Raw genomic sequence first — 23020 nt, forward strand, 5'->3', positions numbered from 1 at the left:
ATTTATAAATAATCTACGATCGCTTTAGCCATCTGATTCAGGGGGATACTGCGATCGCTTAAACCAGCTTCTACAACTGTTCTAGGCATCCCATAGACCACACAGCTTTCTTCAGCTTCCGTAAAAACCGAGCCACCGTGGGACTTAATCCAAGCTGCACCTTGTTTACCATCAGATCCCATTCCAGTCATAACCACACCCAAAACCCGGTCTTTATAGATCTCCGCCGCCGATTGAAACATGACATCCACCGATGGACGGTGAGGTAAATCAAAAGGTTTAGTGTGCAAACGGACAACCACATTTTGATCATGATTACGCTTAAAACTCAGATGGTGTCCAGCCTGAGCAATTAGCACCTCACCGGGGCGGACCAAATCTCCCGCTTGAGCCTCTTTAACATCGAGAGAACAAAGACGATTGAGGCGTTGGGCGTACATATTAGTGTATCCCACAGGCATATGCAAAACCACCACAACCGGAACTGGCAAATTTTCCGGCAATTGAGGAATTAAAAACGCCAAGGCTTGAGGGCCTCCTGTGGAGATTCCGATCGCCACCAATTCAATTTTTCCGGAACTCATAGGAGGGCGAGGTAATGGCAGTGATGAGGGCAATTCATTAACATTAGTGATGCAGTGAATAGGGACAGTAGATGCTGTTTTCACTTTGGCGATTAATTCATCACTAATATCAAACATTTTTTCGGTAGCGAGGGCCGTAGGTTTATGGACAAAATCCACGGCCCCAGCATCCAAAGCCGCCAGAAATTTCTCGCCTCCTTCATTAGCAATACTGACCACAATCACAGGTAGGGGACGGCGCGCCATTTGGTGTTTAATAAACTCCACACCGTCCATTTTAGGCATCAACAAATCCAAGGTTACGACATCTACCTGGTCTCCCAGCCGTTCAATTTTTTCCAGAGCATCGGCACCATCATGAGCGACATCAACCACCTCAATAAAGGGACTACGAGACAGCATTTGTCTAATCACCTTACGGACATAGGCGGAATCATCTACAATCAAAACTCGGATAATATTTTTCATCTCATGGCTCCTCAGTAGTATATTTTATATTATATCAGGTAAGTTAACGCTTTTTTTGATAGGCAAATGCTTGTCTAATATCTATCAATTTGAAATCGGTTTCAAACTTTAACAGGGACTCGGAGGCACTAATAAATAAATAACCCGATTCTGCCATTCTTTCCGAGAATAGTTTAACAGTTTTCTGGATAGATTTATCCGAAAAATAGATGAACACATTTCGGCAAAAAATAAAGTTAATATTTCTAAAGTTGGCAATTTCTTGAGGGGAAGTAATGTTGGCAACTTGCCAGGTGATTCGCTTATGAATACTCGGTTTAATTCGCCAATTATCTCCTTCTTTGTCAAAATATTTATCCTGAATTTTAGGAGGAATTGCCCGAAATGAATATTGTCGATATAGTCCTTCCTTAGCCTTATTAATTGCCCTAGGGGAAGCATCACTACCGTAGATATTAATAGGTAGTTTGTCAAACCAACCCGCCTCTTGTAAAGCCATAGCAATTGAGATAGGTTCTTCACCAGTAGAACAAGCCGCGCACCAAATTTGAATAGGTCTACACATCGGCCAATCATGAGATGGAGAACCAGCTTTATATTTGTCTATTAATGATGGTAACAACACATCAACCATGACCCGAATCTGGTCAAATTCCCGCCAGAAGAAAGTTTCCGAAACCGACAGAGCATCCATCAGGCATTTCCACTCACCATCGGCATCAGGATCATATTTAAGTAGATAATAGTAATCCAAAAACGAATCAAAGTTCTTGTCTACTAATCGAGGATACACCTTATCCGCCAACAGGTCTCTTTTGCTGGATTCGTAGTACAAACCAGTGCGGTCGTGAATTAAATCCCGCAGAATAATAAAGGTACTTTCCGATAGTTCTAGAGAGTCTGGGCGAAATGACATAGATCACATATAAATCCTGATAATCTACCGTAAAATTGGGGCTATATTTAACAGTTAAAAACCGTCAAGCACCTGATCCTAACCACAAAGGACAATTTTAAGAGGAATGTAGACCTCGATGAGCGGCGCGACGGATAGCGGGAGAGGGGTCAGTGCGAGCCAGTTTAGCTAATTGTTCATCGCAACTGTGATTTCCCAGATAAACTAAAGCGGTGACTGCAGCCAGACGGACATTTTGATCAGCATCACTCAAGGCTTGAATCAAAAACTCGGAAGCTATGGGATGCTTAAAACGTTTGAGAACCTCGACGACAGAACAGCGAACTCCCGGATGGATGTGTTTTAATCCCTGAGCGACTAATTCAATATATTCTGCCTCTAAAGTTTCGGGACAATTACGGCGCACCAAAGCATTAAGACAAGCCTCTCGCGTGCTAGGGTCAACGGTCAATTCCAGCAAGGCTGAAATGGCTTCTGGAGTAGCGAGACGGGAAAGAGACTCGATCGCCTCATAAACCAGACGTTCTTCGGGGTCAGCGGCGGCCATCCATTGCAAAGCTACTCCGGCTTCAGTTCCTCCCCGTTCACGAAAGGCATGGAGAGCATCAAGACGACGTTCAGAGTTAGGGGAATTGAGAGCGGTGAGTAAAGGGGGTATAGCCTGAGCGCGGTTAATCCGTCCCAAAGCCCTCAAAGCAGCACGGGCCACGTCTCCGCCTTCATCCTCCAACTCAGCCAACCGAGACAAAATGGGAGTGGCCCTCACACCGGCAATAGCCCCCAAGGACTCAGCAGCGATCGCTCTAACCGGATCAGCAGGGTCATGATTAGCCAGTTGTTTCAGGGCGACAAAGGCACTTTCAGCCCATTCAGCAACATTGAGTTCAGCCAAAGGTTCTGGTAGAGATGAACTTGAACCCGATTCCAGGATATCAATTAAAGTGTCAGCATAGCGACCAATAGAACGAGCGGCCTGATAACGAACCCAAGATTCTGGGTCATCCAACCCTTGTAGTAGATAAGGGAGAGTTTCGATATTCTCCAATTCTCCCATAGCATGAGCCACAGCCGATCGCAAAGAAGCTGAAGGGTGAGCCAAAGTTTGCACCAAGAGCGGCAGAACCCGGTCATCCTCCAAATAGGGCAAATGTTCAATCGCCGCCCGACAAACCCGATCTTCGGAATCTTGTGTACAAGCCAATAATCGGTCTTTGCAATTCTCAAAAGCAAAATACCCAGCAATTCTCACCGCCGACTCTCGTACTAATGGGTTAGGGTCAGCCAACAGATCATAAATCCGTGGAGGCATAGCGGGATGGCCCAAAGAATTGAGAGCAGCGATCGCCCCCAAACGCACCGCCGAGTCAGGATGTGCCAGTAACTGCAACAGCCCCTCAAAAGCGCGACCGTCGCCAATGTGAGCCAAAGCCGTAGTCGTCACCATCACCAGTTCCGGTTCAGCATTACCCAACAAAGACATCAAAGCCGGAACCGCCTGGGTGCTGCCGATACGTCCCAAAGCCATAACCGCCGCCTTGCGAGTTTCCAAGTCTCCCGCTTCCAACTGCATAATCAATAGAGGCGCTACCCTTCCCCCATAAGCAACCAACGCTTCCATAACCGGATCGCGAACTTCCTGATTATTCAGGAGTTTTCCTAAAGTTTGCTCAATTTTCTCTCCTTCCAGCCAACCCAAAATCATCACCATCCCCCGTAACTCCGGGCCAGACAAAGAGCCTTGTTCAATCTCTGCTAGGATATTTTCCACCGCCTGGTCTTCTATGACTTGGCGAGTCATATCAGCGATATGTTGTCCTTCTTCCAGTTGTTTATAATTAGCGTAAATTTCCGCCAAGGCTAAAACAATTTCTGCGATCGATGTCAAAGGGCGACTGAGTTGAGCCACCAAAGGCGCTACCGCATCAGCATCCGCAAACTTACCCAAAGCCGATACCACCGGACTACAAAGCAACTCATTTTCCAATAGGGGCAGAAGTTTGGGAATAATCGTTGTATCGCCAATAGTCACCAAAGTTTCGATCGCCGGAAAAGCCAAAAAGAAATCCCCACTGGTAGCAATCTCAACCAAACGCTCCACCGCCTCCTTTGCCTTCAGTTGTCCCAAACTCTCAATGGCATGATAGCGAACATTGATATCTGGATCATTGAGCAAACCAATCAGAGCAGGGATAGCACGGGGGTCGTGGCGTTCTCCCAAAGCCAGAGCCGTATAAATTCGCAGATCCGGGTCTGGTTCTCCCAAGCATTCCACCAGTGCCGGAATTGGGTCTACATTACTGAGGGCGAGAATTTGTAGAGTCGCATTAAGAACATTGGGGTTGCGATGCTGTTCCCGCATCAATCGCAGTAGACTGCGGATAATTTCTGGGTCATCAGTTATCGCCAAATTATCAACCGCTTCTCGGCGCAATTGCCAATTCAGGGTTTTTTGCAGCAGTGGAACCAGTTGAGGAGCCAGTTTAGCATTAGCCATTTGCATTAGGGCATCAAGGGCAGGGAAGGCCAGGAAAAAGTCTTCTGACTCAGCGATTTTAACCAGGCTATCAACCGCTTCTAGGGCTTGTAGTTTTCCCAGAGCTTCAATAGCATGATACCGGACATTGACATTCTCATCATCCAACATATCAATCAGGACAGAGACAGCCCGGGGATCTTTCCTTTGTCCGAGGGTTTGGACTACATAAATCCGCAGATCCGAATCCTCTTCCTTGAGGCAATCAATCAAAGCGGGGACTATATCAACTTGCGTGAGAGTCAGAACCTGGATCACGCTGTTGAGGATATTCGGATTGTGATGTTGTTGTCGCAACAATTGCAACAGTTGCGCGTTCAATTCTGGCGCTTTAACATTGGTCAAGTGACGGGTAGCATTTTGGCGCACTTGCCAGCGATCGTCAGCCAGGGCAGCAATTAGGGACTCATGGACTGACATATCAGAGTCGATTTCTGGCTCAGAATTTGACAATGTGCGAGCATTAGCTAATTCCCATTCTGCCTCCATGCGTTCCGTGACATCTTCTAAAGTAATCACCAAACCCACGATCGCCGTTTTTTCTCGCAAAGGTGCAATAGTTATCCGTTGCTGCATTGACTCAAAATATTTCGAGGGTTTCGGTGGCGGGCACTGAATTAAATAATGGTGAAAATCCGGTGCTAGGGTTTCGATAGTACCATCTTCCAGAACCTGATTAAAGCGAGCCAGTAAACCCCTCGATTCCAAATCAGGAATTATCTCGGTCAACGGACAACCATAGACCTCTTCTGCATCTAAGCCGCTCATCATAGCTAGTTGAGAATCCCAGGATCTCACCAATAATTGCTCATCTGTTGTAAAAATACTAATCGTCATATTTTTAAGGGGGTAAGTTTTAATTTGGGCTGACAATTAACAATTTTAATTATCAATTTTAGCCCCCTCTCAACAATTGAGAGGGTTCGTTATAGGGATAGACTTTCGGGCTACCCCTAATCATTCCAGTGCCAATGTTAGCAGCTTTTAACTGTGATTAGCTGTTAACTGCCAACCTTTAAAACCTCCATAAGTGCTTGAGTATGTGACAGCAAACCTTGAGCCTTTTCATTAGTTTGGTGTACCCCTGAACTATTGTTTTTGGCAATAGTTTGTAAGGTTTCTATACTGGCCAGCAGATTACCAGAAACATCCGAATGCTCTAAATTAGATGTGCGGATCAAAGCTATTTGTTTGGCAATACTACGAGTAGCTAAATTCATGTCCTGTACCGCCCTACTTTGTTCCTGCATAGCCTTAGCCACCTGTTCAGACTGCATTTGGATACTCTCCACTGCTTGGCTAATTTGGTTCGCACTGCTACTCTGTTCAGTCATCGATCGCGTCACATTGCTAATCAATTGCGACAGCCGCTCGGACTCCTTCGAGATTTGCTCCCCTGCTGTGGACTGTTCCGCTAAAGCACGGTTCGTGCTAATCACCCCTCGGCGCATGGACTCTACCGCCTGCATGATTTGTTCAGCACCCTTATTTTGTTCAAAGGTAGCCTTACGAATTTGTCCGGCTAAATTATTGGTATTCTGAGCCGCCTTAATTACATCCCTAGCCGCTCGCGCCTGTTCTCCCATAGCCTGTGTTACCTGTTGAGCAATTTGCCTCATGTGTCGGGTGGACTGCACAATTCCCTGAGTAGTTTTGGCTTGCTCATGGGTAGCAATGGCTACTTCTTTGGCTTGGGTAGCAGTCATATTAATCGCCGTTACCACCCGTTGTCCAGCCGTCAGTTGTTCTTGAGAGGCGATCGCAATTTGGTTCATTAATTGCGTCGTTTGTTCAACTCCTGCCAGAATTTGTTTAAGACCCAATAACCCATCTTCTGCTAGAGTGCCACTATCTTCCGCAATTCGTAGCCCATCATTCGATGTACTCACGGCATCTTGCACCACCGACTGTAATGCCTTAATAATTGCAGCAATATCGAACGTCGCTTGGGCGGCGCGATCGGCCAAATTGCGGATTTCTTCCGCAACCACAGCAAACCCCCGCCCCGCTTCTCCCGCACGAGCTGCTTCAATGGAAGCATTTAGTGATAGCAGATTAGTCCGTTCCGAGATTAAGTTAATTGTATCAACAATGGTGCTAATTTCATTGGTGCGTTTACCCATATCCCGCATTACATCAGCCGATTTAACCATGGATTCGCGCACTCTTGCCAAACCCTGAATCGCTTTTTCAATGGTTTTACCCCCCTTATCCGCATCAACTCCCACAGCACGGGTAAGTTCATTGGCTTTTTGGGTTAGGCTGCTAATTGATTGGATAGAGCGATCGAGTTGTTCCGCACTCGTGGCTGAGTCCGTCGCTACCTCCGTAATTTGTTCCGCGTTATTGGCTACCCCCTGCACTGATTGGGCAATTTCTTCGATAGACGTTGATACCTCTTCTACCGTAGAAGCCAGGTTCTCAATAGTTGCGGATACCTCCTCGATAGATGCTGCCATCTCGTTGATGGAGGCGCTGGTTTCTTCTGATGCAGCCGTTAAATCATCCGCATTGTTAGCTACTCCCGCAATGGAACTGGTCATTTCTTCCATAGAAGAAGCCGTCTGATTTACCGATACGGTCAGATTTTCCGTGTCGTCACTCACGTTTCTAATGGAAGTGGTCATTTGGGTCATCGACGCGATCACCTGGGTGGCAGAAGTTGCCATTTCTTGGGCGTTTGCTGCTACTCTCGCCGTGTTGCTGGTACTCTCGTGAATTGATGTTACCGTTTGGCGCACACCCGTCGCTAGTGCCATACTACTAGCGGACACCTGTTCAATGGATGCAGCCATCTCATTTACCGAAGAAACTAATTCCTCTGTCGAACTGGCTACTGATTCCGCTTGGAGTGTCGTTTCTCCCAGGGATTTATTCATCTGGTTGACACTGTTAGAAGTGCGATCGAGTAGTTGCAGTTGAGATTCGGCCCCTTCCGCTACCTGTTTCGCTATTTTGGCGATCGCGATCGCCACTGTATTAACGCGATCGGCATTGTCCCTAATTTCCATCATTTCCAATTTCAGTTTTTCCCTCTCCTCTGATGTTTGGAAATTCTGAAAATTGGCAGCTTCCAGATAACTATTATCTGGCTTCTTCGGATTTTTAGATTTTTTACCCATTTTCAAATTACCTCATTCACTCTCAATACAAATAACAACTCCCATCAGACCCATTCCCCCCCCCATCAACCTAGCCACCCCTTTCTGATACTAATTCCGGTAACACTAACAATTCCTCCACATTTAGAATTAGTATCACTCTTTCTCCTAAAGTGGCAATTCCCGCCAAATATTTCCCACTCAAGCTAGAAATTCCCTCCGGTGAAGGCTGAATAGTTTGTGCCGGAATTGATACAAACTCCCTGGCTGTATCTACAATTAAACCCACTGTCCGCTGATTAGTATTAATCACTATTAGTCGGGTTCGCAGGGTATACGGTATTTTGGCAAATCCAAATCGTACCCTCAAATCAATTGCTGGTATCACTTGACCACGGGAGAATACCACCCCTACCACAAAAGACGCTGAGTTAGGAACTGGCGTAATTTGCTCAACCATTTCCATCTGTTGGACAACACCAGAGGGAATACCATAAGTGGTATGGTCAAGTTCAAATAAAATAAAAGGTTGAGATGTATCTGCTGATTTAGTCATAGATATAATCATTGAATCACTACACTAAACTAATCCATTTTTCGCCCATTATTGCCCTAAAATAATCGGCATCAACGGTTAGTTAACATCCAGTTTTTCGGGAATTATTGAATTAATTAACCGGAGTTAATTGCCGTTTTTGGTGTTGTTAAAAATTGATTAATTTTGCTACGAATTAACGCCGGAACATCCATAATTAAAACTACTCGACCATCGCCCAATTCGGTCGCCCCAGAAATTCCCGGACTTTGCAGCAACGGATCAGTTAACGGCCGCACTACAATTTCTCGCAGTCCCAAGATTCTATTCACTACTAAACCGGTGGAATTAAGGCTATTACCAATCACCACAACAGTTAATTTTTCCGAGTTGTCTGTAGTCACCGCACAGTTAAATAGACGCGCTAAATATCGCAGGGGGAAAACATGACCTCGATAGGAAATTATTTCCTGACCTTCCAGGCAAATAATTCTCTCATTCTCAATAGATAATACCTCCTGTATAGAGGATTCTGGAATGGCAAAGGTTTGACCGCTAACTTCCACAATCAGAGCATCAGTAATCGCTAAAGTCAACGGCAAATCAATAATAAAATGACTGCCTTTTCCTTTTTTCGTGGTGAATTTTACACAACCTCCCAGTTCTTGAACGGTGTTTTTGACGATCGCCATTCCCACACCCCGACCACTAGCCAGATCCGCCTCTTCTTTGGTCGAAAAACCAGGGGAACATAACAGATCGAGTATCGTCTGGGAATCATAGTTATCTGGATCATTAGTCTCCGATACAGAATCCGACAATAAACCCTGTTGTTTTGCCCGTTTTAACACCCTAGAAATATCGACTCCCTGACCATCATCTTCAATTTCAATAATCACCATTTCCCCCGCCGCCGAAGCGCGTAAGGCGATCGCACCCATAGCAGATTTCCCCGCTTTTAGCCGTTCCTCCGTCGATTCAATCCCGTGACTAACCGCATTACGGACTAAATGCAATAACGGGTCCATCATTCGCTCAACCACAAACTTATCAATCTCAGTTTCCGCGCCGGAAATTTCCAGAGCTACCTGTTTTCCCGTTAGTCGCATCAGATCCCTAACTACAAACTGCATCCTCGCGAAAATTTCCGCAATGGGAACCAGTCGCACCTGCATCACCCCCTGACGCAGATCCCGCAGTTGTCGTTCTAAAGTTAGGTTAATCTCCTGTAAAGTTCGCCGCCTAGCCGCCGGGACCGTTGGGGGTAAATTTTTGAGGTTTTCCTCCAGTCGTGCCCGCGTAATTACTAATTCTCCCACCATCCGCATCAGTTCATCAAGTTTCGGTAGGTCTACCCGTACTAAGTTAGATCCACTAATTAGGGGGCTAGTTGACTTAGTCGGAGAGATAGCATTACTGGTTTCCGGTTCTGAGATCTCCAATGCTTCCGCTTCCGCAGTTTCTTTCCCGGACTCTGACTCTTTCCTCTCTGGCTCCTCTGACTGGACACTAGAGACCACCGCAACAGCCTCAACTTCTTCTGGCGCTGCGGCTGTTGCTGGCGCTTCCGGTCCTCTGGAAGGTTCAACCTCCGAGTTAGATGAGCTACTGCTGGCTTCAGAAACTGGACTGGGAATTTGATATGGTTCCCAACTCAGATATTTCGGCTCAGGGCCTAAATCGTGATTTTCCGGCTCCTCAGTTGCGACAATAAAATCAAACAGGATTTTCTGATTGGCATTTAGGCGCGGAGACACATAAATCAACTCACCGATCGCTTGCAGTTGTTCCCGAATGGCGTTAACTCCGATCCCCTGTTTGGATAGCTCTGTACTAGGAGTGAAGACGAAATGCCAGATCGGTTTTCCTTCACCGACTAACGCCTCCAGTCGTTTCATTTCCTCTGGTTTCAGCTTCACCTCAAAGGGGGTAATAGCTGCATTTGGGGTTTTAGCCACCACCGGAGGGTTACAGGCTTCCAATTGGCTGATAATTTCCTCAATGTCCGGGGGATCTTCCTTCGTGCGATGAGCTTCGATCGCTCTCTCCAGAATTTGAGTTCCCGACATCAGAGCATCAAAACCCTCTGGTTTCAGGGAGGTTTGACCATCTCTTAGCGATCGCAGATAACTCTCCATTTGGTGAGCCAATTTCTCCGCTTCCCGCACACCCACCATCGCCGACAGTCCTTTAATTGAGTGAAAGCTGCGGAACAGTTCATTCAGAATCGAACCCTCTATTTGGGGCTGATTCATACAGGACTCTAGCGCCAAGAGTTCCCGCCGCACGACGGCTAAATGCTCTTCACACTCAGCAAAATAATCATCTAAAAAGTCATCAAAAAAGTTGTTGCTTTCTGTAGGACTAGACACGATCGCCTTGGTACTCTCTTAATTTATATTACTCGCACATGGCTCTGATAATAAGTTGACAATTTCCCCCGATAACGATTTCGGATGAAATGGTTTAGTTAAATAGCAAGCTGCACCCGCCGCTAGGGCTTCACTACGACTTTCATCATCCCCTTTCGTGGTTAAAATCACAATCGGTGTTTCCCTATATTCCGGGTGGTTTAGCACAAACCGCAACACTTCCAGACCGTGCATATCTGGCATATTTAAGTCTAAAATCATTAAGTCAAACGGGGCGATTTCTAATTGCTCAATCGCCTCTAATCCATTCCCCGCCTCGCTAAAAGCTACATCTTTAACATCTCTGAGAGATGCCATTACCATTTTTCGCATGGTTGCTGAATCATCTACAACTAGAATCCGTCTCATTTTTATGGACTCCTAAGCATGAATACGCTGGGTTTCATCCTACAGCCTTTGACTGATGGATTGCTAATTATTAGCCTCCATCCCAAACCTTAGCCTAGGTTTCCATCAATCGGGCTGTGATGGTACTGATTAACAAAGCGTTCTCTCCAGACTACCAAGTTAATCGGGTTCTCAATTGACTACCGCACCTCTGAACTTACTATTAACCCCAATCAACTGATTGTCCAATTTATCTGCCTCAATTTTTGTTGATTGTCGGGGCGAAAAAATCTCTCGCCTCTCAGTAAATTTCCAGGACAGAACGCAATTTTTATTATATTCTATACCAGTTAAACTGGTACAAAAATGTTGAAAAAATTAACACAACTATATAAGTTTATAGGTCAGATCACCGGCTCTCAAAAGTAAAAAAAATATTAAGTTTTCTTCAGTATTAATAACCCCCCCCAGTGGTGGGGGAGGGAAGGTGGGGGAAATTGGGGCTAACTAAGCCACTAACACCTGAGTTCCCGGTAGCATTTCTAAACTATCTCCCATAGTTTGACCATTATGGAAGGCGGCGAGAATCACATCGCTAGTTTTTCCCCAAGCGATCGCCCCGGAAGCATCCAAACCGATCGCCCCGAAGTCCCGCTGACGATCATTAGCCTCCGCAAAAGAACGTTCAAAAGCCGATCGCAAAGACAAACCATCTCCGACGCGGATCACAATTTTGGCGGCGAGACACTCATCAATGATATCCTCACCGATACCCGTACAACTCACCCCAGCCTGAGCTGTGGCATAATTACCAGCAGGCATAGCCGAATCACTAACCCGACCAATACGTTCAAACCCCTTACCACCAGTAGAAGTTCCGGCGGCGATCCGACCATTTTGGTCTAAAGCGACGACCCCGATAGTGCCGCGACCAGCTTCATGATCAGAGGTTTCGGCGACCACATTAGCCATTTTGCGGTTAAAATCCTGCTTGCGGTCTTCGATCCACTCATAAAGACGGCGATCGGTTAGGGGGTCAAAAGGGGCTATATTTAACTCCCGCAGAAGTTCGGCAGCCCCATAATCCGATAAAATGCGATCGGGAGAGGTTTGCAGAAACTTAGCCAACTCAATGGGGTTTTTCAGCCTAGAGACATTAATCACCCCGCTAAAGCGTTGTAAACTGCCATTCATCAAAGCCGCACTCATGCGGATCTGTCCGTCAGACTGCAACACCGAACCGACCCCAGCATTAAATAGGGGATCATCTTCGAGAAGTTGACAGCCACGAATCACCGCATCCTCAGCAGTGATACCCTTTTCGAGTAAGCCATAAACCTCAGTTATCACCTGATAAAGAGATTTGCGAACAGTTTCTACGCCTCCTTTACCTTGGAGAGAACTACCCGCCCCACCATGTATGATTAGTTTTGGTTGCACATTAACACCCATAGCTGTACAATTTACGGGGATATTTCCCCTTTAATTCTGTTCGTTGCGTCGGCGACGGCAACGCTCGGAACAGTATTTAACCTCATCCCAACAGTCTGCCCACTTTTTGCGCCAAACAAAGGGGCGATCGCAGACTGGGCAAATTTTCTGAGGTAAGTCTGACTTAGCTCGCTGACGTGCCATACTAGAACATTGATCGCTCGCTTATTATATCAGCGGTTATGATAGCAATGGTAGAGACTCAGTGGGAAACCGCATTAGCTAAAATTAGGATTGTATTGGTTGAACCGGCGGGAGCGTTAAATGTGGGGTCGTGCGCCAGGGTAATGAAAAATATGGGGTTAACCCAAATGGTACTGGTTAACCCCCACTGTGACCCCATGAGCTGCGAAGCTAAAACCATGGCAGTTCATGCCCAAGATATTTTAGAATCAGCCCAGATAGTAGACAGTTTACCCCAAGCCTTAATCGGATGCCAAAAGGCGATCGCCACCACCGCTCGCGATCGTAGTTTTGACAGAACCCTTGAACATCCCAGAACCACCCTCCCCTGGCTACTCCACAGCCCCGCCGCCCTGATTTTCGGTCCCGAAGATCGTGGCTTGAGCAATACAGAACTAAACTATGCTCAAAGGATAGTTCGCATTCCCAGCAGTAGCGCCTATGAATCCCTAAATTTAGCCCAAGCCGTGGCTGTCTGCTGTTACGAACTCTCACTAAGCGCTCAAACCCTCATCGACCAGAATACATTACCCAGCCCAGAACCATCAGAACCATTATCAGCCACCCTCGACCAACTGGAAGGATACTATCAACAGCTAGAAACCCTCCTACTCAAAATCGGTTATGTCTACCCCCACACCGTCAGCAGTCGTATGGAAAAATTTAGGCATTTATTTAACCGCGCCCAGCCATCTAGTACAGAAGTTGCTATGCTACGGGGGGTTATCTCTCAGGTAGAATGGGCATTAACTGTTAAGCAACATCCGCCCAGTTAATGGTAATCTCGATATCGTTGATTCCCAGGCTCAACTGTCGATTCCTATTGCTAAGTAAGGGCGGGTTATAAAGAGTCTGGACCTCAATAGAGATGATTGCAGAACCAGCCCCTACGACTTGATGGGTGTAATTTCCATAGTCTATTGTCCTCTTTGATGATTTTTAGGTGTTAGGTGTGGCTCACCGATATCCCCGTCGCTCATTTTTATCCTTTGTTTCCCAATGGGGGGCCAAGTCCCGGAAGTCAAAAGGCCCTCAATCTCGTGATCAGCGTCGTGGCCGTTCCCCTAGTCCCACTTCTCAATCACAATCATCCTCACGGAGACCTGTCTCCCCCAACCGTTCCCCAACTGGTCAAATTCCCCCCATACATATCCCTGAAAACGGATATTTCGACCCCGTGTTAGATCAACTTCGACAAAAACCCCCCATTACCAGAAACCGGAAAAAGACACCTCAGCTACCACCACCAAACTCGAAAAAACGCCGTCGGGGAAAACCTAAACCGCGTCAGGGAGTTAGCAACGGTAAACCATCTAACATAGTCCCCTTAAATAGGTCTATCACTCCCCAAGTATATCCCCCCCCTCAGCGGACTATGCAACCCCTTACCCCTGTGAAAAAACGGGTGGTAAGGCGTAAGAGTCGCCGTGTCTCTCCCATAGTTTATGGAACCCGGTTGCTGATTTTAGGCATTGGTATCGGGGTGATTTCGGGAACAGTTCTCTCAATTCTCAACTCCCTCGGTCGTGCTACCGCCGGGGCTAGTTCTATTGAGAATTTAGAGACACAGGAAACTAGAATTAACAGCCAAGTAAACACCCAGGCTTTGCCCCTATCTCTGCAATTAAACCGGGAAATCAAAGAGTTAAAAAATCAACTGGAATTGGTGGCGGCAGAATCCCCAGATATTACTCCGGGTTTGATGTTTTTAGACCTGAATACTGGCGGATATGTTGGTTTAAGAGAACAGTCCACAGTTCCGGCAGCTAGTACAATTAAACTCCCGATTTTAGTGGCGTTTTTGCAAGCCGTTGATGCGGGAGAAATTCGCCTAGATGAAATGCTGGTGATGACGGAAAATCACCAGGTGGGAGAAGCGGGGATTATGCAATATCAGCCGCCTGGGACTGAATATACAGCCTTAGCAACTGCTACTAAAATGATGACAATTAGTGATAATACAGCCACTAATATGATTGTAGAACGGCTGGGAGGGTTTCAGGTTCTTAATCAAAAGTTCCGCAGTTGGGGTCTGACAGATACTCTGGTGCGTAACCCTTTACCTGATATTGAAGGGACTAATCAAACTACGCCTAGGGATATGGTTAGTCTTTTGAGTCAAATTCACCAAGGGGGTTTACTTTCGATGACATCACGCGATCGCCTCTTGCGAATTATGACAGAAACAGAAAATAATCACCTATTACCTAGCGGGGTCAGTAATGGGGCGGTAGTCGCCCACAAAACTGGAACCCTAAACATTATGTTAGCCGATGTGGGTATAGTTGATATGCCCAATGGTAAACGCTACATTTTAGCTATTTTAGCCCAAAGAAACAATGGCGACACAGCGGCTGAATCAATGATTCAAAAAATGTCCAGACAAGTCTATCAGTATTTGAGCCAAAAAACATCGGAAACCGTCACTCCAGAATTATCAGACAATTAGGCTGTTGAAATAGGGTAAAATATGACGGACTACCAGGCTAATCAATTATTTAAACAAGGGGTTTCTCAATATCATCAAGGTGATATTCCGGCGGCTTTGGAATTGTGGCGCGAAGCCCTGACTATCTATCAAAAATTGGGCGATCGCCAACGGGAAGGCGCTACTTGGGGTAATTTGGGTATAGCTTATGCTGCTTTGTCTAATTCTCAAGAAGCCATTACCTGCTATCAAACTCACCTCCGTATCGCTGAAGATATTGGGGATATATCAGGACAGCTTAACGCCCTGACTAACCTGGGAATGGCTTATCATGCTACTAATGAGTTACCAAAAGCGATCGCCTGCTATCAACAACAGTTGGAAATTGCTAATCAAATGGGCGATCGTACCCAGAAAATCAACGCACTACAGCGCCTCCGACTCACCTGGGAACATATCCAAGAATCTCAACAGGTCAATAACTGTCGCCTCCAACAATGGGAAATTGCCCATCAGTGGCTTGGAGTAGTCGGGATGGCAGAATTTACCCAAATTCTCGAACAGGTGGGTTTAAGCCTCACAGAAGACCTTTATGGGCAGGATTTAACCGGGGTTGACCTAAGTAATGCTAACTTGCGCGGCGCTAACTTAGCCCAGGCTAACCTCACTAATGCTAACTTGACCCTGGCTGACCTCACCAATGCTAATCTACAGGGAGCTAACCTCAGTAACGCTATCCTCTGTAACGCTAACCTCCGAGATGCTAATTTACAAGAGGCTAACCTCTCTCAAGCCGATCTACGAACTAAACTCCCCCGCGCTAACCTCAGTAATGCTAACCTGACCCAAGCTGATCTCACTAGCGCCTATCTCCCCCGCGCTAACCTCAGTAATGCTAATTTGCAGAGTGCTAATTTTACCTATGCGGACCTTAGTGGGGTAAACTTGACAGGAGCTAACCTCCAGAAAACAGATTTCAGCCGCGCGGAATTAGCTGATATCATGGTGGAAAATGTCGAATTTACTGAGGCGATCGGTATTTCTCGGCGACTGCAACCTGAATTGCAACGAAAAGGCGCAATTTTTGGAGACAGTTAAAAGTTGAATTAATCTCCTCTAAACTCTCTTGAATTATGACTGGTGTTGAAGGACTTTGGCCGCAAAATATTAGCCCCAATAAATTGGCGATCCTAGAGCGTAAATTTGCCATCTGGTTGCGATCGCAAGAATTACAATCAGAACAGCCTCCTGTGGCGCAACAGCATCAGACTTTAGAAGAATTACAAGCCTTGACTAAAAAAGCTGTAGCCCAAGGCTGGAATTTTGCCCAATTACAGGGCCTTATTCAGACCGTAGTTGATGCTAAAACTGATGATTTTATCGAGTTAGCTACCTTAGCAGAATTGAAAATATCGGAAGATTTTGTGGGCGCAAGACTCCTGGGAACACATCTCAGTAACCTTGACCTCAGTGGCGCTAACTTACAAAATACTTACCTGCGGGGAGTTGATTTAAGTGATGCAGATCTTAGTAATGCTGACCTGCGTTTTGCTAACCTTAGTGGTGCAGATCTCAGTGGGGCGCTGTTGAGTGATGCTAATTTGAGTGGCGCAGATCTACATAGGGCCAGTCTGGCTTTGGCTAGTCTCAGCGGCGCAGACCTGTGCGGCGCGAATTTGACAGAGGCTAATCTAAATAACTGTAATCTGAGTGATGCTAACCTCCATAATGCTATCCTCAAAAATGCTGATTTGCACCAAGCTGGGTTAGCCCTTACTAATTTGAAAGGGGCGGACTTTACGGGGGCTATTGTTAAACAAGCTAGATTATGGCATGATTCGGGATTGTCTGAGGAAGTTAAACAAGATTTGATTAAACGAGGGGCAATTTTTGAAGAGTGAAAAATTCGGGCGATCGCGCCCTGGGGGAAAATTTTAGATACTCCTCTGGCTAAAAAAATCGGCGATCGCCTGGCTAATTTCCTCCCCATTAACATCTAAAATCATGACATGACCTGACTGGTCAAACCAACGGACATCTAAATTGTTTGGTAGTTGTTTTTCCATCCAATTAATTACCACCGGACTGACTAAATCATCCCTATGGGAATGAATAGCTAACACCGGACAAGTAATTGAAGATAACTCTGATCTGGCTATCCTGGCTAGTCGTTGCAGCGCCCGCCCCGCCGGACAATTATCAAATAAATAAACGGGGTTATCAAAAGGCTTGGGTTGAGTGGGGATAGAAATATTCGCCCAACCAAATAAAGCCAATAAAATCACAGCCCGAGGCGGTAATTTTAACGCTGGTGCAGTGACCGCACAGGCATCTACTCGCCCCTCCGCCGCCATTTTTAAAGCGATCGCACCTCCCATAGAATGCCCAAAAATACCTACAAATTCATAATGCGATCGGGCTAATTCCAACTCCCGACGCACAGCAGATAACATTCCTTCCGCCGTCATTTTCGGAAAAAATAACTTCTGGTCTGCTAATTCTTGAAAACCATGACCAGGCAATAAAGGCCCCACCCCATCAAGCCCCCGACTCAGACAGGCTTGCGCTACTGGTCTCACCTCAAAAGGAGTGGCGGTAAACCCATGTAAACACAAAACCACCCGATTGGATTTAGGTTCAGCCCGCAACCAAAAGGGTACACCCCTTGACCAGATTTTGTCTGTCCACTCGACTGCTAAAGACTCAAAACCCGAAAAATAGCGCAGATGTTCACTCATAGCCAATTATCTAATCTACAATCAAGCGATCGCTACCCGTATTCGTGACAATTTAAACAATTTAAGCGATCGGATCAACCACAAGTCCCCAATTTGTGGCAATCTATCTTTAATATAGACACCTATTGAATTTTGAGAACCCACTCTTAAAACTAAGCAATTATCAAATTCAGATCATGCAAACCCTACCCATAACCACTCCGACCCCAGCTAGTCAGCCCTCCGTTGACACAGTAATTCACCGTCGCCAAACCCGTCCAGTCCGGGTCGGAAACATCACCATTGGCGGAGGATACCCCGTCGTAGTTCAGTCCATGATTAACGAAGATACCATGGACATAGAAGGTTCCGTCGCCTCCATTCGTCGGCTGCATGAAATGGGTTGTGAAATCGTCCGCGTCACAGTTCCCAGCGTCGGACACGCCAAAGCCGTAGGCGAAATCAAACAAAAACTCGCCGCCACCTATCAACCCGTCCCCCTAGTCGCAGATGTTCACCACAACGGCATGAAAATTGCCCTAGAAGTCGCCAAGCACGTCGATAAAGTGCGGATTAACCCCGGATTATACGTCTTTGAGAAACCTAAAGGCGATCGTAGCGAATACACAGACGCCGAATTTCAAGAAATCGGCGAGAAAATCCGCGAAACCCTCAAACCCCTAGTTATCTCCCTCCGTGACCAGGGTAAAGCCATGCGTATCGGCGTTAATCATGGTTCCCTAGCCGAAAGAATGCTATTTACCTACGGCGACACCCCCGAAGGTATGGTAGAATCAGCCCTGGAATTTATCCGCATCTGTGAATCCCTAGACTTTCAGAACTTAGTGATATCCCTAAAAGCCTCCCGCGTCCCCGTCATGTTAGCAGCCTATCGCCTCATGGCTAAACGCATGGATGACCTAGGGATGGACTATCCCCTACACTTGGGAGTTACCGAAGCCGGAGATGGAGAATATGGCCGCATTAAATCCACCGCTGGTATTGCTACCCTCTTAGCAGATGGTATTGGTGACACCATTCGGGTTTCCCTCACAGAAGCCCCAGAAAAGGAAATTCCTGTTTGCTATAGCATTCTGCAATCCCTAGGACTGCGGAAAACTATGGTAGAATATGTCGCCTGTCCCTCCTGTGGTCGCACCCTCTTTAACCTCGAAGAAGTTCTCCACAAAGTCCGAGAAGCAACCAAACACCTGACTGGACTAGATATTGCTGTTATGGGTTGTATTGTGAACGGACCTGGAGAAATGGCCGATGCTGACTATGGTTATGTAGGAAAACAACCCGGCTATATTTCCCTATATCGGGGTCGGGAAGAAATTAAGAAAGTTCCCGAAGATCAAGGTGTCGAAGAATTAATTAATCTCATCAAAGCAGATGGACGCTGGGTAGATCCATAAAAATCAAGCTGACCCCACCTCTGACGGGGTGGGGGAGTCCCGGTCACATTGGGCTTTTGGTTAACCTCCGCGATCGCCAGATCTGATGTGCTAGTATGCTGTTAATAGCTCTTAGTATTCTCTTCCGGTTCAGCAGATAAATGATTATATCAAAAAGTGGGCTTGTTATAGGCGCAACAGCAGTTATGCTGACCGCTGTTGCTGTTGCGGGCGCTGGTATACACCTTTCCGGCCAAGCATCCTTTCGGGAAAGCCCGAAGGAACTAATTGATGAAGTATGGCAAATTATTGATAGAAGTTACGTTGACGGTACCTTTAACCAGGTAGATTGGAGGGAACTTCGTAATGAGTTTCTAAGCCGAGAATATACTAATGATCAACAGGCTTATGAAGCTATCCGCGAAATGTTGGGTAAACTCGATGACCCTTATACCCGCTTCATGAACCCCGAAGAGTTCAGAAATATGCAAATTGATACTCAGGGAGAACTGACCGGGGTTGGTATCCAACTTACCCAAGATGAGGAAACCAATAAACTCGTCGTTATTTCCCCTATTGAGGACTCTCCCGCTTTTGATGCTGGGGTTCAGGCTCAGGATATTATTACTAAAATTGATGGCCGCAGCACTGAGGGAATGGAGCTCAATGAAGCTGTCAGTTTGATTCGTGGACAAATTGGGACTCAGGTTAAGTTGACTATTTTGCGCGGTCCAAGGGAAATTGAGTTTAATATTACCCGCGCTCAGATTGAAATTCACCCGGTACGCTACTCTAAGAAACCTTCCCCCGTCGGCGATATCGGCTATATTCGTCTGAACAATTTTAGTGCTAATGCTGCTGAGGAAATGCGACAGGCGATCACTAACCTCGAACAACAGAATGTTTCAGGTTATATTCTCGATTTACGCTCTAATCCTGGCGGTCTGCTCTATGCTAGTATTGAAATCGCCCGTATGTGGCTAACAGAAGGCGATATAGTCTCTACCGTTAATCGTCAGGGAGAAATGGATCGACAACGCGCTAATAATCGCGCCCTCACTGATAAGCCTATGGTGATTCTTGTTGATGGCGGTTCCGCTAGTGCTAGTGAAATTCTATCCGGCGCTCTACAAGATAACAGCCGCGCCGTTTTGGTCGGAACTAACACTTTTGGTAAGGGTCTAGTTCAGTCCGTTCGTGGCGTGGGTCGCGGTTCCGGTTTGGCGGTCACGATCGCTAAATATTTTACCCCTAATGGTCGTGACATTAATCATGAGGGAATTAAGCCTGATGTGATCGTTGAACTCACCGAACAACAGCGAGATATCCTCCGCGAAAACCGCGACAAAATTGGCACTATTGATGATCCTCAATATGGCAAAGCCTTGGAAGTTTTGACTCAGAAAATCGCATCTCAACAAAACAATCAAGCTGTTTCTCAGTAGTCCCTTTGCAGGTGCGTCATTAACCTTTGATGACGCACCTGATCAAAAACTGGACTCGCTCCCATTAGGGATTAAACAAAAATCCCCCCGGAGTGTCGTTAGACAATTCGTTGATCACAGAAGGTTGAGTCAAAATTGAGGTGTTGTATGGGTTCGCTAGATCGGCAGTGCGGATAGTCGGACTGCTTAGGGTCTGCTGGAGCATTCTCTCTCTATACAGTTGATTCACTCGTCTGGCATCATCAGCAATCAAACTTTCAGGAAAACCATTAATAGCACCCGGCCAGGGATAGCTTAACCCGAAGAATACCGAAAGTTGACCCATCAGGGATTGATTTTTAAAAGCATCCCCAGAACTGCGGGTCGCCGCCTGGTTAAAGTCTTCCGCAAAAGGCTGGAAACGGGTTCTCGGTTGCGCCACAACTCCCTCAACCCACACGAATGAGGCGATCGCTACCCCTAACACTCCACTGATACTCTGTAATAAAATTCTGTTCATGGCATTAACCTTGGTGAATCTGTTTGATCAGATGGTCTCTCCCAGTGTACGATCAGATGGAGTGATTACAGATTTGTTTCCTACCTTTTCCCGCCCTTATGACTAACCCTTCAGAAATTCCTGCTCTTTCAGATCTCAATGCCTCTTGTGCACCTTTAGATACCCTGCGATCGTGGCTACTTGACCTTTTGTGTCAACTCGCTTATCAAGAAGGGGATTTTGTTCTCTCCTCTGGTCAGCAGAGTTCCTACTATATTAATTGTAAACAAGTCACATTACATCCCGCTGGGTCGGTGGCGATCGCTCGCCTAATTTTACCATTACTTCCCCTCGAAACAGAAGCAGTCGCCGGACTTACCCTCGGTGCTGATCCTATGGTTTCCTCCGTTAGTGTCGTTTCTGTCTACGAAAATCGACCTATACCCGCCCTCATTATCCGAAAAGAAGCTAAGGGACACGGAACTAAAGCCTATATCGAAGGACCCGAACTACCCCCCGGCGCTAACGTCGTAGTTCTCGAAGATGTTGTCACTACTGGAAAATCTGCCATCAAAGCTGTACAACGCCTTACTGATGCTGGATACAGCGTTGATAAGGTTATCGCTTTAGTCGATCGCCATCAAGGGGGGGCTGAACTTTATCAAAATGCTGGCCTTAATTTGGAGTCCCTCTACAGCATTAATCAACTACAAACTCGTTATCAGACTCTAAACTTCGGTCATTAAATTCTCCTGTTAACTAAGTTGATTTTTTAATCAATTTTTCCCAAAACGCGCCGCCCCAGGGTTGACAAGTGGGGGTAATTAATGGTAAGCTACAGATATGTATTTAGAAAATGGTAATCTATTTGATAACAAAAAAAATGTCACTATTTCCATTATTTAAAATAATACCACCAATCAGCCAGGAAAGCCACCACCCCAGAGCAAAAAAAATTTTTTGTAATATTTCTTAAATTTTTTTCACAAAACTTTACATAAAGTTGGCATTGATGAGCGTGCATTGAGAAATCCGTAAAAAATTATCATAATCAACACAATTTTTGATAAAATTTAACATATACCCAACACCCCACCTAGGAAAAAACTATGTCAGGATTTATTAGAGGCTTATTTGGTCGCAAATCAGAACCAACAGAAACTCAAGGAAGTTCTTTCTATCTTGATCCCGATAGCGCCAAGAGTTTAGGCGATATTGAGTATATGCGTAAGCCTTTAGAAGTTAAGAAGTCTTTCCCTAAAATGTCGGGAGGACAACCCTTCGAGACTCCTAAAGCTACCGCTAAACCAGCGATGGAAATGGCCCAGCCCAAAGCTACTGAATCTCCAGCACCAGAGGTTAAAAGCGATCGTCGTCGTGCTGACTCCAGTTTAGATATGTTCCGTAACATGGCTCGTGATCTTAAAAAATAATCATTATTCTGCCAGCAGGCTTTAGGTAAATGTAGGGGCTGGCTGAAACTGTCAAGTTATGTTGAACCTAGCCCCTACTAGGCTATCTTCTGCTGAACTGATCTGTAATGGTCGAAAAATTTAACTTTTTTTCACAAACAAAAGCCTATTTTTGTGCTATGGTCTAGTCGTGAATTTTAAATAATTTGATAATCTGTAACTTTAGATACTGAATAAAAAACTCGGATGGTAAAATAATTTGATAATAGGGGTAATTAATCGAGGACTAATTAAAAGCCAGTCAACAACCCACCACTAAATGAGAGTACCGATTCTAGTGGGGGATGGAAATAGCCAGAGTTGATGAGACTTAAGTGCCTTGGGCGCTAGGTTATTTGAGTCAGGACACCCACCGAATGGGTAGCTAGTTCCTGGCTCTGTCGTCAGCAGTTAAACAAGTATACAGGGTTAAGCTAGTGTTTCTGAGGTAACCAGATAAAATAACATTTTCTTAAAGCTAACATTGCCCCATAAGTGGGAGTGGGTTGGGCAAGTTTCCCATCAAAAAACCTG

General features: G+C 45.9%; 19 protein-coding genes. 8 read left to right on the top strand and 11 right to left on the bottom strand.

What is annotated here, in order from left to right; translation table 11 throughout:
• Window positions 1-2: 2 nt before the first annotated feature.
• The 9 genes from NLZ44_RS21090 to NLZ44_RS21130 all read right to left on the bottom strand — a co-directional run bounded on the left by NLZ44_RS21090 (window position 3) and on the right by NLZ44_RS21130 (window position 12531).
• On the bottom strand, window positions 3-1052 hold the full coding sequence (locus NLZ44_RS21090; protein ID WP_493751050.1) for a protein-glutamate methylesterase/protein-glutamine glutaminase: 1050 nt from the start codon (window positions 1050-1052) through the stop codon (window positions 3-5).
• A gap of 43 nt (window positions 1053-1095) precedes the next feature.
• Window positions 1096-1968 carry a CheR family methyltransferase gene (locus NLZ44_RS21095; protein WP_008055451.1) on the bottom strand — a complete coding sequence of 291 codons (873 nt, stop codon included), beginning with the start codon at window positions 1966-1968 and terminating at the stop codon, window positions 1096-1098.
• Between the two features lie 97 nt (window positions 1969-2065).
• Window positions 2066-5338: a HEAT repeat domain-containing protein gene (locus NLZ44_RS21100; protein WP_493751051.1), complete on the bottom strand. Its 3273-nt coding sequence runs from the start codon at window positions 5336-5338 to the stop codon at window positions 2066-2068.
• A gap of 164 nt (window positions 5339-5502) precedes the next feature.
• Window positions 5503-7623, bottom strand: a complete 2121-nt coding sequence (locus NLZ44_RS21105) for a methyl-accepting chemotaxis protein (RefSeq protein ID WP_493751052.1) — start codon at window positions 7621-7623, stop codon at window positions 5503-5505.
• A 70-nt stretch (window positions 7624-7693) separates the two neighbouring features.
• Window positions 7694-8158 (bottom strand): chemotaxis protein CheW, encoded by a 465-nt coding sequence (locus NLZ44_RS21110; protein WP_008055446.1) that lies wholly within the window; start codon window positions 8156-8158, stop codon window positions 7694-7696.
• Between the two features lie 116 nt (window positions 8159-8274).
• Window positions 8275-10509, bottom strand: a complete 2235-nt coding sequence (locus NLZ44_RS21115) for a chemotaxis protein CheA (protein ID WP_493751053.1) — start codon at window positions 10507-10509, stop codon at window positions 8275-8277.
• Window positions 10510-10527: 18 nt separating this feature from the next.
• Window positions 10528-10917, bottom strand: coding sequence for a response regulator (locus tag NLZ44_RS21120; RefSeq protein ID WP_493751054.1), 390 nt, complete (start codon window positions 10915-10917; stop codon window positions 10528-10530).
• Between the two features lie 486 nt (window positions 10918-11403).
• Window positions 11404-12348: an isoaspartyl peptidase/L-asparaginase gene (locus NLZ44_RS21125; RefSeq protein WP_493751055.1), complete on the bottom strand. Its 945-nt coding sequence runs from the start codon at window positions 12346-12348 to the stop codon at window positions 11404-11406.
• A gap of 30 nt (window positions 12349-12378) precedes the next feature.
• Window positions 12379-12531, bottom strand: coding sequence for a DUF2256 domain-containing protein (locus NLZ44_RS21130; protein ID WP_493751056.1), 153 nt, complete (start codon window positions 12529-12531; stop codon window positions 12379-12381).
• A gap of 47 nt (window positions 12532-12578) precedes the next feature.
• On the opposite strand from NLZ44_RS21130, the gene NLZ44_RS21135 reads away from it, so the two are divergent.
• From NLZ44_RS21135 to NLZ44_RS21150, 4 genes are all read left to right on the top strand, one after another.
• Complete coding sequence (locus NLZ44_RS21135) at window positions 12579-13346, top strand: RNA methyltransferase (RefSeq protein ID WP_008055438.1); 768 nt, start codon at window positions 12579-12581, stop codon at window positions 13344-13346.
• Between the two features lie 176 nt (window positions 13347-13522).
• The gene (locus tag NLZ44_RS21140) at window positions 13523-15019 is read left to right on the top strand and encodes a serine hydrolase (protein ID WP_493751057.1); all 1497 of its coding nucleotides are present in this window, start codon (window positions 13523-13525) and stop codon (window positions 15017-15019) included.
• Between the two features lie 21 nt (window positions 15020-15040).
• Window positions 15041-16096, top strand: a complete 1056-nt coding sequence (locus NLZ44_RS21145) for a pentapeptide repeat-containing protein (protein ID WP_493751058.1) — start codon at window positions 15041-15043, stop codon at window positions 16094-16096.
• 35 nt (window positions 16097-16131) lie between these two features.
• On the top strand, window positions 16132-16899 hold the full coding sequence (locus NLZ44_RS21150) for a pentapeptide repeat-containing protein (protein WP_493751059.1): 768 nt from the start codon (window positions 16132-16134) through the stop codon (window positions 16897-16899).
• 33 nt (window positions 16900-16932) lie between these two features.
• Here the strand turns inward: NLZ44_RS21150 and NLZ44_RS21155 are convergent, their stop codons facing one another.
• Window positions 16933-17736, bottom strand: coding sequence for an alpha/beta hydrolase (locus NLZ44_RS21155; protein ID WP_008055431.1), 804 nt, complete (start codon window positions 17734-17736; stop codon window positions 16933-16935).
• Between the two features lie 176 nt (window positions 17737-17912).
• On the opposite strand from NLZ44_RS21155, the gene ispG reads away from it, so the two are divergent.
• The gene (gene ispG / locus NLZ44_RS21160) at window positions 17913-19133 is read left to right on the top strand and encodes a (E)-4-hydroxy-3-methylbut-2-enyl-diphosphate synthase (RefSeq protein ID WP_493751060.1); all 1221 of its coding nucleotides are present in this window, start codon (window positions 17913-17915) and stop codon (window positions 19131-19133) included.
• 140 nt (window positions 19134-19273) lie between these two features.
• A complete protein-coding gene (gene ctpC, locus NLZ44_RS21165) occupies window positions 19274-20557 on the top strand; it encodes a carboxyl-terminal processing protease CtpC (protein WP_493751061.1) in 1284 nt (427 codons plus the stop codon).
• A gap of 64 nt (window positions 20558-20621) precedes the next feature.
• Here ctpC and NLZ44_RS21170 read toward each other — a convergent pair whose 3' ends face one another.
• Window positions 20622-21056 carry a hypothetical protein gene (locus NLZ44_RS21170; protein WP_493751062.1) on the bottom strand — a complete coding sequence of 145 codons (435 nt, stop codon included), beginning with the start codon at window positions 21054-21056 and terminating at the stop codon, window positions 20622-20624.
• 98 nt (window positions 21057-21154) lie between these two features.
• Here NLZ44_RS21170 and pyrE point away from each other — a divergent pair, with 98 nt between their 5' ends.
• The gene (gene pyrE / locus NLZ44_RS21175; RefSeq protein WP_493751063.1) at window positions 21155-21781 is read left to right on the top strand and encodes an orotate phosphoribosyltransferase; all 627 of its coding nucleotides are present in this window, start codon (window positions 21155-21157) and stop codon (window positions 21779-21781) included.
• 363 nt (window positions 21782-22144) lie between these two features.
• Window positions 22145-22468 (top strand): hypothetical protein, encoded by a 324-nt coding sequence (locus tag NLZ44_RS21180; protein WP_493751064.1) that lies wholly within the window; start codon window positions 22145-22147, stop codon window positions 22466-22468.
• Window positions 22469-23020 lie beyond the last annotated feature (552 nt).

Source organism: Arthrospira sp. PCC 9901, assembly GCF_059013425.1.

Coding starts and splice junctions, on each gene's coding strand:
- NLZ44_RS21090 (WP_493751050.1), bottom strand. CDS start 1,052: ATGAAAAATATTATCCGAGTTTTGATTGTAGATGATTCCGCCTATGTC.
- NLZ44_RS21095 (WP_008055451.1), bottom strand. CDS start 1,968: ATGTCATTTCGCCCAGACTCTCTAGAACTATCGGAAAGTACCTTTATT.
- NLZ44_RS21100 (WP_493751051.1), bottom strand. CDS start 5,338: ATGACGATTAGTATTTTTACAACAGATGAGCAATTATTGGTGAGATCC.
- NLZ44_RS21105 (WP_493751052.1), bottom strand. CDS start 7,623: ATGGGTAAAAAATCTAAAAATCCGAAGAAGCCAGATAATAGTTATCTG.
- NLZ44_RS21110 (WP_008055446.1), bottom strand. CDS start 8,158: ATGACTAAATCAGCAGATACATCTCAACCTTTTATTTTATTTGAACTT.
- NLZ44_RS21120 (WP_493751054.1), bottom strand. CDS start 10,917: ATGAGACGGATTCTAGTTGTAGATGATTCAGCAACCATGCGAAAAATG.
- NLZ44_RS21125 (WP_493751055.1), bottom strand. CDS start 12,348: ATGGGTGTTAATGTGCAACCAAAACTAATCATACATGGTGGGGCGGGT.
- NLZ44_RS21130 (WP_493751056.1), bottom strand. CDS start 12,531: ATGGCACGTCAGCGAGCTAAGTCAGACTTACCTCAGAAAATTTGCCCA.
- NLZ44_RS21135 (WP_008055438.1), top strand. CDS start 12,579: ATGGTAGAGACTCAGTGGGAAACCGCATTAGCTAAAATTAGGATTGTA.
- NLZ44_RS21145 (WP_493751058.1), top strand. CDS start 15,041: ATGACGGACTACCAGGCTAATCAATTATTTAAACAAGGGGTTTCTCAA.
- NLZ44_RS21150 (WP_493751059.1), top strand. CDS start 16,132: ATGACTGGTGTTGAAGGACTTTGGCCGCAAAATATTAGCCCCAATAAA.
- NLZ44_RS21155 (WP_008055431.1), bottom strand. CDS start 17,736: ATGAGTGAACATCTGCGCTATTTTTCGGGTTTTGAGTCTTTAGCAGTC.
- ispG (WP_493751060.1), top strand. CDS start 17,913: ATGCAAACCCTACCCATAACCACTCCGACCCCAGCTAGTCAGCCCTCC.
- ctpC (WP_493751061.1), top strand. CDS start 19,274: ATGATTATATCAAAAAGTGGGCTTGTTATAGGCGCAACAGCAGTTATG.
- NLZ44_RS21170 (WP_493751062.1), bottom strand. CDS start 21,056: ATGAACAGAATTTTATTACAGAGTATCAGTGGAGTGTTAGGGGTAGCG.
- pyrE (WP_493751063.1), top strand. CDS start 21,155: ATGACTAACCCTTCAGAAATTCCTGCTCTTTCAGATCTCAATGCCTCT.
- NLZ44_RS21180 (WP_493751064.1), top strand. CDS start 22,145: ATGTCAGGATTTATTAGAGGCTTATTTGGTCGCAAATCAGAACCAACA.